9 protein-coding genes are annotated in these 12246 nt (G+C 60.7%); 4 read left to right on the top strand and 5 right to left on the bottom strand.

From position 1 onward, the window contains the following. Positions 1-60 precede the first annotated feature (60 nt). Positions 61-267, top strand: a complete 207-nt coding sequence (locus H8A92_RS04440; protein WP_229194636.1) for a hypothetical protein — start codon at positions 61-63, stop codon at positions 265-267. Positions 268-1622: 1355 nt separating this feature from the next. After that, positions 1623-3290, top strand: coding sequence for an ABC transporter ATP-binding protein (locus tag H8A92_RS04445; protein WP_229194637.1), 1668 nt, complete (start codon positions 1623-1625; stop codon positions 3288-3290). Between the two features lie 301 nt (positions 3291-3591). Here H8A92_RS04445 and H8A92_RS04450 read toward each other — a convergent pair whose 3' ends face one another. From H8A92_RS04450 to H8A92_RS04465, 4 genes are read right to left on the bottom strand one after another with little or no spacing between them, the layout of a single operon-like run. Beyond that, positions 3592-4761: a Wadjet anti-phage system protein JetD domain-containing protein gene (locus H8A92_RS04450; RefSeq protein ID WP_229194638.1), complete on the bottom strand. Its 1170-nt coding sequence runs from the start codon at positions 4759-4761 to the stop codon at positions 3592-3594. Positions 4762-4763: 2 nt separating this feature from the next. After that, the gene (locus H8A92_RS04455) at positions 4764-8198 is read right to left on the bottom strand and encodes an SbcC/MukB-like Walker B domain-containing protein (RefSeq protein ID WP_229194639.1); all 3435 of its coding nucleotides are present in this window, start codon (positions 8196-8198) and stop codon (positions 4764-4766) included. Further along, positions 8195-8833, bottom strand: a complete 639-nt coding sequence (locus H8A92_RS04460; RefSeq protein WP_229194640.1) for a DUF4194 domain-containing protein — start codon at positions 8831-8833, stop codon at positions 8195-8197. Before H8A92_RS04460 ends, H8A92_RS04455 begins: the two co-directional genes overlap by 4 nt. After that, complete coding sequence (locus H8A92_RS04465) at positions 8823-10352, bottom strand: Wadjet anti-phage system protein JetA family protein (RefSeq protein WP_229194641.1); 1530 nt, start codon at positions 10350-10352, stop codon at positions 8823-8825. The genes H8A92_RS04460 and H8A92_RS04465 overlap by 11 nt, the downstream gene beginning before the upstream one ends. Positions 10353-11028: 676 nt before the next feature. On the opposite strand from H8A92_RS04465, the gene H8A92_RS04470 reads away from it, so the two are divergent. Together H8A92_RS04470 and H8A92_RS04475 are read left to right on the top strand one after the other, a co-directional pair. Further along, entirely contained in the window at positions 11029-11283 is a 255-nt protein-coding gene (locus H8A92_RS04470; RefSeq protein ID WP_229160131.1) for a hypothetical protein, read from the top strand. Next, entirely contained in the window at positions 11280-12023 is a 744-nt protein-coding gene (locus H8A92_RS04475; protein ID WP_229194642.1) for a Fic/DOC family protein, read from the top strand. Before H8A92_RS04470 ends, H8A92_RS04475 begins: the two co-directional genes overlap by 4 nt. A 46-nt stretch (positions 12024-12069) precedes the next feature. On the opposite strand, the gene H8A92_RS04480 is transcribed toward H8A92_RS04475, so the two are convergent. Further along, positions 12070-12210, bottom strand: a complete 141-nt coding sequence (locus H8A92_RS04480) for a hypothetical protein (RefSeq protein WP_229194643.1) — start codon at positions 12208-12210, stop codon at positions 12070-12072. Between the last annotated feature and the right edge of the window lie 36 nt (positions 12211-12246).

Consider the following 12246-nt stretch of genomic DNA (forward strand, 5'->3'; position numbering starts at 1 on the left):
CCGGTGCGATCAGATAGACGTGGTAGTCGGCTGGGGCCAACCTAGGGAAGCGACTCTAGAATGAAAAAATTCGTGATAGTGACTGCGAACGCCCTTGCGCTTGGAATGGCGGCGGTGCCGACCTTTGTTGCTGAGGTTGCCGCCCAACCCGTCGCCACCAAGATGCAGGTAGCCGATACGTCATATCCTCAATGCGCGGATGACCCGTTGGATGGTATCTGCGACTTATTTTTCTGTTTGACCGATCCGTCGTGCGTGCGGCACTAACGGCGAAGACAACCAAGCATAGGACGAGGATGGAGGCGCCGATCGCTAGCTGGACAGCAGTCGGATCCTCCTCCTCCGGCTACAGCCGACTTCCTGTTCTTGCCGGCGAATGATGCTAGCGCTACAGACCTCAATCGCCTTGGCTCCCATTGGTCGTTCCTGCTGGTGATCGCCGCGTTCGGGGCCAGCTGGTTGCCTATCACTATGACTCAGTTCTTGGATATAATGATACGCAGCCGGATCGCTGAACGAGTCCAGGCCAATCTGCAAGACGCTCCCCTAAGCCAACAGAGGAATGAGATGACTGCGGCGTCGTCGTGGTTGATGACACCCGAGCACTGGTCAGTCGATTAGCGGCAGGTCCGCAGCCAGACCTGAACCTTAGGAGCCTCGTCGTCGATCGGCGGGCACTTCAAAGCCGTCTGAGAGGCTGAACGCGGTCTGGGAATCGCCGGCGACTCGGCGCGTCCCATATAAGGCGTCGCCTGGTCGAAGTGGCTGGATCTGCTCTTGGTGACGCGGCCAGCCGGTCTGTGAGGAGCACTGTGGACAGGAAAAGAAGTTCGCTGGATCGCGTCGCGCGTGCGAGCATTCCGACAACTCCGATATCGGTCCGGCAAAAGGCAAAGAGGCGGACGATGTAGGCGAAGGTCGCTACTCGGTGTTCGCGATTGAGCATACCGGGTGCAATACTTTCTAACATAGCCGCGAACTTCAGAGCGCCCGAATACATTTATCTCGCCGTAAGCCTCCAAGGCTCGCCTGCCGGTAAAGATCAAAATTTACCGAGCACATGTGTACGTCCAGCTCTGTTCAAAAGCCAAGCCAATTGCGATCTGATCAAAGCCATTGCGTTCGTGTCTCTGAGGCTGTTCAAGTTTCGCCACCGAAACTTTGGGATCACGCGGATAAAGACAGGGTGCTTAACAACGATCCGATAACGCGCACTGCTGAGTACCCTTTGTCACCGAGGCAGGCACGGGTCTTAACCGCTGCTAAAATCGCTGAGTCCAAACCTCCTGCCTAATGTCGCCTGGACGCGCTTCAAGGTGAGATCCCATAGCGCCTCGTCGAGATCGCAATCACCAAACAAGAATCGCAAAATTCGCAGCTGGCGTTTTGCCAACCCGCCACAAAGCATGATCTCTCATGTGTGAAGGCGGACGACAACCTACCAGCCTTGGTGAGTTGATGACCGTGCTGGATCGATTGATTTGACGCCAAGCAATGGTAAACGGAAAGTCAGGCGAGCCCTCATCGAGCATCTTCACGTGCGCTCGCATGGAATCGTTATGCGAACAGGTCTATGTCGGCTCTTTCAACCTAAGCAAAGCCCATTCCTCTACCCGCTAGATATGTCGAACGGCAGCACGTTATCACCGGTTTCCGAAATTTTGCATGCGTACTGGCGCTCCGATCGGTGGTTGCTTCTCGTCGTCGTCGCCGTGGTGCTGACCTCAAGCGCAACCAGCGTCGGAGCGCCCTATGTATTTTCGTGTCTCATTGACCGTCTCCCGCGCGAGGGAGACATGTCGGTGCTTGCGTGGGGGTTCGCAGGCTATGCAGTCCTTCTCGGGGTGGCCTCCGCATTGCAGCGCATGCTGCAGTATCTGTCCTTCATGACAGCCGAGAACCTGGGCTTCATCGCTGCAACAGGCTTCTTTGATCGCATCCTGAGGAAAACCGCGACCTTTTTTCTTGAGCACAATCCCGTAGAGATACAGAATGCGGCGGCGCGCGGGCGCAGCGCCCTGACGGCTTTGGTCCAGCTTGGGATCGTCGTCTTCATCCCTGCTGCAACACAACTTCTACTTACGTTCGCTACTCTCGGCGCGCTCCTCAATATCCAGATCGCTGCAATCGTCGTCGTCTATGGCGCAGTCCTGATTACATTGACGTGGAGTTCCACGCGTCGGGCGTACGTGTTCCTGGAACGAGCCAGAGAAGCGGGACAGGACAATGCGCGTTTCGTTGGCAACGTCATGAGCTCCATGGATACGCTGCGCTATTTCGGCAGTCATTCGTGGATGAGCCAGCGCTTTGCGATGACGGCGCGGGAGGTGCGTGATAACTGGCGCGCCTATGTGTTGCAACGCGTTGCCTACATCGCCGTGCTCGGCCCAGCCGTCGCGCTACAATTTGCGGTCACGTTTTTCTTTCTCATACCTGAATACCAGGTCGGGGCGGTCACCATCGGGGATATGGTGCTATTCAACACGCTTCTACTCCAGCTCAATATGCCATTCGAGATGGTTGCTCGTGCCATCTCTGATGTGGCGCGGTCGCGAGCCGATCTCATCCCTCTGGCTAGACTATGGGCCGCACCCGAAGAGCGGCGACCATCTCACGCTCAAGATTTCACGCCCTCCGCTGGCCAGCTCTCTTTCGAGGGCATCGGTTACGCCTACGACAACGGTCGTGGCGTTGCGAACGTCTCGTTTATTGCTGGGCGGGGTGGGATCACGTTCCTTGTCGGTGAATCGGGATCGGGAAAATCGACAATCTTTAAGCTCGTCTTAAAATCGATTGAACCGGACCGCGGTCGTATTCTGGTAGATGGAACCGATATAGCGGGCATCGAACGTGCGGATTGGTATGCCGCAGTTGCGGTCGTGCCGCAGGACGTGATGTTGCTCAATGAGTCGCTAGCCGACAACATCCTGCTAGGGCGGCCCCGCAACGAAGTTCACCTTCGCGCTGTGTCGGAAAAAGCCGCTATTCTCCCGTTGATCGAGGCCTTGCCTGAAGGATTTGACACAGCAATTGGAGAACGTGGTTTGAAGCTTTCCGGCGGGGAGCGCCAGCGTATTGCTATTGCCCGCGCGCTTTATGGCGAGCCGGCGATCCTTCTTCTTGACGAGGCCAGCTCGGCGCTCGATGAAGAAACCGAGCAGGACATTATGAACCATATCCGTACGCTAGCCAAAGATGTGACCGTGCTGGCGATCACTCACCGCAAGGGCGTCGTTTCTACAAGCGACGTCGTGGTCGACCTGACCGACTGCGGCTTGTCAGTGACATAGGTGAAGGGAATGATCGGCCCGGCGCGTTGACGCCGCACAGAAGATGCATCGCCGGACGAGATGCCTTCGCCACTCAAGGAGCCCACGTCATAGAAGCATCCTCGGCATCTATGACGGAATCGGGGCCCTGTACTCCGGTAGACGTGAAGTATTCTAGGGTGCCGATTGCCAATCTGCGACGCCAGGCGGCAGAGGCGGGCGTAAGTTGGCAAATCGGCCGGCTTGCGGTCGGAACAGGCTCCTTCGCCGAGATCCTTGAACTGCGGACGGCGCGATGTCGGCCTCACACCGACACGGATTTCTAACGAAGCTCTGGCAAAACGGGATCGAGTTCTTCCTGCTCAAGCGTCTTGGCTCCATCCTCTGCCAGGTACGCTGCCAGCCGCGCGATCCCGGATTCTGGTGAGCATCGGGCGGGTGCGGATTTTTTGGACGGCACTTGTCCCGAGCGCTCGGCAATTTCGACGCTCATCAGGTGGGGTCGGATCGGTCGGCCGATGGCGCGCTCGATGGTGTGGAAGATCCAGGTCCCGTCGGGATCGATGTCCGACCAATGAAAGATTGGCGTCTGTTCGGATATTGAACCTGCGATCATCCGCAGCGCCTGCTGGGTGGCGAGCGAAGGGTAACCGCCGACGTACATCGTCGTTCCCAGTCGGCGGGGGTCGGCCTCTGCAATGTGCCGGTTGAAGCTTGCGAAGTTTTCGACCGTCAGAATGTACGTCGGCGGCTCCCGGAAACGGACGCGATCTGCTTCCTTGGGAGTGATTCCGAGATAATGTGGAGAAATCCTGGAGAGGTCGGCTCCCTCGAGGTCGATTTTTCCTGCGACCAGCAGCGGTGGCGCGAAGCGTTCCAGTCCGATTGCCCGCAGTGCCTCGCGGGGCCGCGCGCCGGGCGGAAACTCCAGGATGCCGCTCAGGAGCCGCACGACCGCACCCTCGATGCGTTCGAGCGTCTTGCTGTGACCCACCGTCCGTCGCGAGAAGGTCTTGTAGTCGACGTCCAGATGCTTGTTGTCCAGGATGGCCTGAGCGAGAACGAAGGCGTCGCGCAGCATCTCGACGTCGGACGAAGCGAATCCGTGCCACGTCTTCCCCCGTCCCCAGACCTCGGCGATTTGGGAAGCGCTGGTCTTCAGAGAGTCGCGCAGCGCCGATCCGGCGGCAAGCCTTGCCGCAGCGTCCTGCGCAATCCGTGACGCGGGAGTGCGGTCGAGATATCGGTATAGGATCTCCGCCGAGGCCAGCCGCACGTGTGCGACCTGATCCCGCTTGACGCCTCGGCCCCAGCCAACGGACACCGCGCCGGTGCCTTCGGCTTCCCTGATTTGTTTGAGGAAGGCGTCCGCCGCGACTACCGAGGCGAAGGCGGCATAATCCGGGTGGGCGATCGGGCTCGCGGCCCCGGCCTCGAAGCGATCGAGCAGGTCATTCAAGAGGTCGTTCGCGTCCGTGAAACGCCGCGCCATGGCTACTCGGCGGCCAGACGGCTAGCGAGCTCATCTTCGGACATCAGGTCCGGATCGATGGCCATCAGCTCGCGCTTGGCCTTCGCTTTCAGTTGCACGACGGTGGCTCTGGACTGCTCGCCAATGCGGTCCACTTCCACGATCGTATCCATGTGCTCGAGCACGGCGACCCGCTTCTCGAACGGCGCCGCGATCACGAATTGGAGTCCAAGATTCTTATAGAAGCTCATCATCTGCCGCTGGTTCTTGCCATCCATTTTCGAGAAGGCCTCGTCGAACATAGCGAGAGCGAAGCCGGCGGGCTTGCCCGTACGACGCTCGGCGCTGCCGTAGACGGCGGCGAGCGAAGCGCCGATGGCGACGTAGATGGGGACCTGCTGTTCGGCGCCCGATCCGGTGCCGCGCCGCTGCTCCCAGCGGGTCGAGCGGCCGGTAGCGACATCCTCCATGTGGATCTCGAAGGTGTAGAAGTTGCGGTAGTCCTCAAACTGGGTGAAGTCCTTGTCGGGATCCTCTAGCAGCGCCTCGAGTGCAAGGATCGTATCCTTGTGCGGGAAGTCATCGGGCACATCGCCCCGGAAGAGCATGTCAAGCGCCTCCGGAGAGGTCTTGGCGATCTCGATGATCTTCAGGATGGGCTGGAATTCCACCACTTGGGTGCGATGGAAGGAATATCTCTCGTTGTGGAAGGGATGTGCGTGCAGGCTACGGTTCAACGACTGCAGTTCCCGCTCCATCTTGCCGATCCGCGCCGTGAGCGCGTTGATGAACTCGCCGCGGAGCAACGTCGAGGCCTTTTCTGCCGCTTCTCGGGCCTGCCGTTCGTACTGGCGCAGCTCGTTGGACTCAATATCCGAGATGAGCTGCTCCATCCAGGGCTTCACCTCGCGTAGCGGCTCGCTTTCTGCGCCAACTTGCGAGCTCATCCCGAACTGGTCGAAGTAATCGTAGAGGAACTCGCGAACCCGGCGCTCGATCCGGACGCGCTCGACATCCGACGCATCGGCATCTTTGACCGCCTTGTCTGCGATGGCGCGGTGTTTCTCAGCAAAACCGCCTTTTGCTGCGGCATCGAGGCGCTCGCGATAGACGAGCCTGCCTTTCGCTGCGGAGTAGAGCGGGAAGGTCTTGCGGTAGATCGACCGGGCCACCCGGAGGTTGAGCTCGGAGCCCGGCACGTTCTCTCCATCTCCGAGCCTCCTCTCGGCCGATCTGAGTTCGCCGTCATGCTCGCCAAACGCCTTCTGCTGGGTCTTTCTCTCGTCGAGCCTCTTGTCCTTCAGCTTCTGCTGCGCTCGCTTCTTGTCGCGAATGCCGCCGTCGCCCGCGCCGTCGAGTGCATCGAGTCTGGCATGCGCTTCGCCGATCTCGGTCTGCGCGGCCGCGCAGGCCGCAGCGAAAGCCTTTAGGTCGTCACGCCCCTCACAGATGTTCTTCAGAGCGGCAAAGGCCTGCTCCGCGGCTTGGGCCTCCTTGCTCTTGTCAGCCATGAGCCGATCCAATTCCTCGGCCTGATCTTGCAGGGAGCGCAGGGCGTTCGCCTGGGCCGCCTTTCCGATCTTGTGCTGCGAGGCTTCGATCCAGCGATGGGTCCTGACGAGTCCATCGTCGTAGAGGCCATCCTTCATGATGGCCCGGCCGGGCCTATTGAACTGATCGAGCGTGTCGGCGAGACGGACCGTGCCGTAGCGGCGCATGATGAACGCCATCGCGTCCGGATCCTGGCTCCGGAAGATGGAGGGGAAACTGCCGCGCTCCGGCTTGGCCCTGAACTGCTCGAGCTTGTTCAGGCTAACGAGGGATGCGTGGCGAAACTCGCGGCGGCCTTCCTTGAACATCGCGGTGGCGGCGCTGATGTCCGCTCTGTCCACGAACACCGCCTCCCGGTCGCGGCCAAGGAGCGCCTCGGCGGCACCCACCCATTCGGGTTCGGCGACTTCGATGATGTCACAGAGCACGCGCGGGGCCATGCCCTTCTGCCGGAGCCTTCGGCAGAGGAGTTCAGTGTCGTCGCCAAGATAGGCCCGCGCCCCCCCGGAGGCGTGCTGTCGGACCCGTTCGAGCACCTCGTCGCGCCGGCCGCGCAGTCCTGAAAGCTCCGCGATGATCGCTTGACGCGCTTCGTCGATCTTCGGCAGCCATTTTGCACCGCTGGTCGCGAAGGATTTCTCGGCCGCGGAGAGCTCGTCTGAGACGCCCGCTATGTCAGCCCCGGCGGCGGCGGTTAGAAGATGCTCCAGCGCAGGCACGAAGTCTTCGAAGGAGGCCGCGCACATCGCCCGAAGCGGATGCAGGCGACGGATGTTATCCAGGCGTGCCTTGAAGTCGGCCGAGGCGCGCTGCGCCGCCTGCGCGGCCACATCGGCGCTTTGCTGCAGCGACTTTCTTCCGGTCTTGGCATCGTGTTCGGCGATCGCCGCCGTCAGGCGTTCGATCTCCTGATCTATGGCCTTGACGTCCTCCTCGATGAATTCGAGTTCTTTCGCGGCGGCATCTCGGCGCGCCAGCTCGGTACGCCGTTTGGTCTTAAAGTCCAGGTTGATCGCCCGCGCCGCGAGCCAGGCCGCGCGTTTGGCGATCCACTCCTCTCTGAACTTGGTCTCGAGCGCCTCTTCGAGTGCGGCGAGAATCTCCCGAAGCGCTCTCAGGGCTTCGAGTCTGAGGCGCATTTTCCGGATCGTTTCGCTGATATTGCGGTAGGTCTGGATCGACTCGCGCAGCTCCTTGATTCCGATCGGACTGTCCTCGAGGATATAGTTCCGCACGAACTGCGTGGCCGTCTGGTTGTGATCGAGCGTCATTGCATTGACGATCGACTTTTGCAGGGCGCTTGCGTTCTGCTCGCCGTAGGGCGAATGCGGCAGGAGATGGCGCATGTACTCGCGGACGTAGTCGCCTGCCCGATCGCGGTGGTTGACGAAGTTGCCTTCACCGACCGCCGCGACGATCCGGGCGCGCACGTCTTCCCACTGCGCCGGGAACTGCAACTTCCCACGTTGTTCGATGAAGTCCTTGGAGCTTAGAACAGCGCCGACGGTGACGAACAGCGCCAGCACGGTTTCCCTGCTGTCCGACTTCCGCGCTTCGAACGCCATGCCGATTGTGACCGGCGGCCGCGCGTTTTCCGTGTCTTCAAAACCGAGCGCAATGTAGGTGCGCGCCTCGTCGCGCCGTCGCTGGTCCTCGCCGAGCGTGCCGAGACAGTAGTCGACGACGCTGCGCTTCGAGCCGCTACGCGACTTTCCACTGTCGCCGGCGACTGCGTTCAGACGCAGGAACCGCCGGCTGCCGCCGGTGAGCACGACTTGGGCCATGTCGAGGATCGTCGATTTGCCGGAACGGTTCTCGCCAAGGACGCCGACGTGCCCCGTGATGTCGATGTCCGCGACGTCGAACAGATGCCAGTTCACCATCGTCAGGTGGCGTAGCTCCATCATGCCTCGTCTCCCGCGGGCTGCGGAAAGCGGGTCTCCTCGCTGCGTACGTAGCGCTCGAGCCGTTGCAGGGCGTCGCCGCCGCTGATCAGTTTGATCATCGGGCGGATTCTGACCTCGCAGTCCTGCTGCTCGTCATCGAAGTCGCCGATCTCGACAAGGCTGCGCTGGGCGGTCTCGCGCAGGATATCGCGGAAGCGGGCGGCCGAGATCGCGCCTCCGCCGCCGTGTTGCGCCATCTCGCGGTAGCGGTCGAACAGGTCATTCAAGGTGGCGACCACGACGGCCCGGTCTTCGACCGCTCCGACGTTCACCTCTTGCTGCCAGTACGCTGCCAGCACCAGAATGACGATGGTTTCGTCGAGCTTCATCCGGGGCAGCGGCACGTCGTCGTCCATGGCGACGATGCCGGCCCACTGCGCCTCCGGATCGCGATGGACGCGGTACCCGCAACTATCGAAGAAGTCATCGACCACGTTGCGGAAGCGGCCGTCCATGATCACGTTGTAGACGGTTCCGGTTCTGGGATCTCCCGCGAACACGAACTGCCGCCGCAGCAGGAAGTGCAGCGCCTTGCGGAGGTCGCCCGCCTTTTCCGTACCGAAGGAGCGCTCGACGTTTTCGAACTCACTGAGCATGGGGCGCCTCCGCTTTCCGGAGCCAACCGGATCGCCTGACCAGGAAGTTCGCGCAACGAAGCCATTCGCTGTCGTGGGGCGGCGTGTCTGGGCGCGGCTCCAGATCGAAGCCGGCCGCGACCTGCGGCGGAACCTCGCCCGTCAGTGCATAGCGGCGGGCGCAATCGAACGCGAGGAAGTCGTCCACGGTGTCGATTTCCATGAAGCGAGCTTCCTTGGTCGCGAATGGCGGCACCTGGTCCTCAAGGAATCGTCTGACATCCTCGGGCAGGGGCGCGATGCGAGCGATGTACTCGAGACGGAGCTTCTTCCTCAGCTCATACAACGGGTCCGAGGGCGGGCCGGCGAGCTCCCTCGCCTCGACCGGGCGGCGCGGCTGCCTGGCTGGCGCCTGATGGTGCTCCGACCAAGGCGACCGCAGCGGTTCGATGCTCCATTCGACGGTTGCCTTGTCGTGCCTGCCGTCTCGCAGCAGAGCGTCCAGCCGCCGTACCAGGTCGCCGGCCCGGCCGACGAGTCCTTGCCCGCCGCGCTCGGCGTACTTGATGGTGTTGCGGACCCGGGCTTCGAGCTGCCTGCGGAAGGCTTCGATCCGTTCGAACATCTCGCCGATCTGTTCGAAGATGTTTTCGATTGCGAGCAGATCGTCGGCCGCCGCCATTCGACCGTCCTCGACGTCGGCGGCCATGCTGGAAGCGGTGTACTCCTCGGCGAGGACTTGCATAGTGTCCGGTGTATAGGAGATCCGCCGTGCGAGATCGACGATGGCATCGCGGAAGCGGTACGGATGGTTGACGGTGAGGATGGACTCGAAATCCTTCAGCAGGAGCTGGTCGACGAACTCCTCGAAGAAGGCTTCCAGCCGGGTAGCCACCGTCTTCGATTCCATGACGGTCCGTCGGATCCGCTTCAGATCGGCCAGAGTGGCGCGTAGGCTCTTGGTAAACTGGTCGGCCTGGTTGCGTGCCTCGCGAACGGCGAGCGCGGCTTCGCGCTGCTTGCGGTCGGTGATCTCGGGTCTCAGCTTTTCGACGGCTTCGAGATTGAGGCGGATCTGCACGATCAAGCCGCCGAACCGCTGCGAGAGATCCTTATTGAGGCTCGCGAGCCGCTGGATCACGAGCAGCGGTCCCATAGCCATGTCGACCGTGACACGGAGCCCGTATTCCTCCTCCTCAAGCCAACCCCAGGCGAGCAGCCGCGCGTAGAGTTGCCGTGCCAGACCGAGCGCCTTGTCGCCCCTCTCGGACGCGAGCGCGACGTCGGCCTTCCGGATACGGCGGCGACCTGCCGAGATCATTTCCGGCAGGGTGCCGAAGTCGTCGCCTTCGCTCCAGAGGGCCGGGTTGGCGCGCATGACGTCATAGATGGCGTGGACGACCTGCTGCGGAGTCGGGAACGACGGCGCGCCTGAAAAGAAGCGTTCAAGGAGGTCGAGCAGACAGGCCGCGTACAGGTGCTTGTGATCGCGCGAGAAGGCCAAAAAAGCCTCATCATGCAAATGACGGAACAAGGACAATCGCTACCACTCCTGAATCGGCGTCATCCAGAGAAGGGGCGAGCTGCCTGCCCCTAACCTCATGATCTACTGGGGAAATACTTCAGTCGAGATGCATCGCGAGGACTCGCAACCAGAAGGGTTTTGTTCGCTGTATGTTCCTGTATAGCTTGCTGAAGGGAAGCTGTCGAGCCTCAGGGCTCCGTGCCTGCGCTTTGAGGGAGGGATGGGTCTTCGGGGAAAAGCCGTTCAAAGAACTTTGGCAAGCTATGTTGTCCAATGAGACAAAAGCCCCGCTATTCGACCGAAGTAGACGCAGAGAACCGCCCGACGCAGCGGCGTGACGCTTCATTGCGTCGAAGCAGCGCTCCGACAGGACGAGCCATTGGCGCTTCGGACAAAACCGTTCAACGCTGGCTACGGGGGTTTTGTGGAGGGGGCGTCGCAGGTTTGCGAGGGAGTGCCATTTTTGGCAGGCAGACAAAAGATCAGAAAGCCGAGCTTGCCACTTTCATTTGGGTAAATCCCTGGGCCTCTAACGCTCCGTCGACCTTCCAAAGGACTCCGCTCAGATGGAAAAGCGTGGGACCAATTCTTTAGGTCTTTCAGGGGCTTACGGGCGTACAAAACCCCTAGAAGGCTGCGACTCAATGGATTTTCAGCCCTTTTCGTACTATATTGGAAGGAAGGAGAATCCATGTCGGCCCAACGTTCCGCGACCAAGCCCCATTACACCGCTGGCGTTATCCAGAGGCTGGCGACCGCCAATAACGTCTCGGTGGTCGTGACCTCGAACGATGTCTTTGCCCATCACGTGACGCGCCTCTCTGGCGATGATGTGAATTTCGATCCTATCGAGAATACTATCGTCGCGCTTCAGCGGGCCGGGCTTTTGGATCGTGTTCAGGCCGTGCGGCTTCAGGCGCGCTATCTTCGCGAAAGCCGTCCGTGACGTTTGATCCGTTCGGGGATTTTGCGTCGCGCGGCTATTTGCGCAATGTCGCAAAAGCCAAAGATCCCGAAATCGTTCAGCGCCTCCTGCACAATTCTTTCCTGACCGGCATCGACGCGGCTTTGGATCATCTCAAGGCGCGGCCTTCCCTGAGCTACGACGACGTTCTAAAAACGCATAGAACGCTCTTCGAGGCCGTATTCCCTTGGGCTGGACAAGATCGGCACACAAACGCGTCCCACATCCACGTGAAAAAAGGCGCTATCTTCTTCGCTCATCCCGATGACATTCGCAAAGCGATCGACTACGCGCTGGAAAAGGGACAGGACAAGACCTTCATGGCGGAAAAGCCCGGCGAAGTGATGGGCTATCTCGCTTATGGTCACCCGTTCCTCGACGGCAATGGTCGTTCCATCATGCTGATCCATGCAGAACTTGCTCGCCGTGCGGGCATTGGGATCGGCTGGGCCGCGACGGATAAGGATAAATACCTCGCCGCTTTGACGGAAGAACTCGAAGACCCGGGCAGAGGCAAGCTGGATGCGTATCTAAAGCCGTTCATCCGCAAGGGCTCGCAGACGAGCGACATAGCGGGGGCTATCAAGGCCGCGCCGGGCTTGGATGGCAGTGAAGCCGACACCGTCGCGGGCGACACAACCGATCCAAAGGTCAAGGCGCAATATGAAGCGCAGGAAGACAAGCGCAAGGGCGGGCAAAATGCTGCGCTGAAAGACAAGTAAACCCAACCTCGGCTTGGGGGCGCGACGCGCGAGTGCGCGTACAGGCTCAACGCGCATCGCGCAGCAGGCTCATGAAACGGAAGGGCCGGATGGCAAAGTAGCCGAAGAGAAGTCCGACGCCGACCGTCGTTCGCCCGGCTCCACCGATCTTTGAGCCAAGAAGTTGCCCGTGGTTGGTAATGCTCAAGGCCAGCACCAAGGCGTTCGCTGAGCTTTATTAGGT

Origin of the sequence: Bradyrhizobium acaciae, assembly GCF_020889785.1 — a bacterium.
GTDB lineage: Bacteria > Pseudomonadota > Alphaproteobacteria > Rhizobiales > Xanthobacteraceae > Bradyrhizobium > Bradyrhizobium acaciae.

Excerpts from the sequence above, each read along its gene's own strand:
- H8A92_RS04440 (WP_229194636.1), top strand. The coding sequence starts at position 61 with ATGAAAAAATTCGTGATAGTGACTGCGAACGCCCTTGCGCTTGGAATG.
- H8A92_RS04445 (WP_229194637.1), top strand. The coding sequence starts at position 1,623 with ATGTCGAACGGCAGCACGTTATCACCGGTTTCCGAAATTTTGCATGCG.
- H8A92_RS04450 (WP_229194638.1), bottom strand. The coding sequence starts at position 4,761 with ATGGCGCGGCGTTTCACGGACGCGAACGACCTCTTGAATGACCTGCTC.
- H8A92_RS04455 (WP_229194639.1), bottom strand. The coding sequence starts at position 8,198 with ATGATGGAGCTACGCCACCTGACGATGGTGAACTGGCATCTGTTCGAC.
- H8A92_RS04460 (WP_229194640.1), bottom strand. The coding sequence starts at position 8,833 with ATGCTCAGTGAGTTCGAAAACGTCGAGCGCTCCTTCGGTACGGAAAAG.
- H8A92_RS04470 (WP_229160131.1), top strand. The coding sequence starts at position 11,029 with ATGTCGGCCCAACGTTCCGCGACCAAGCCCCATTACACCGCTGGCGTT.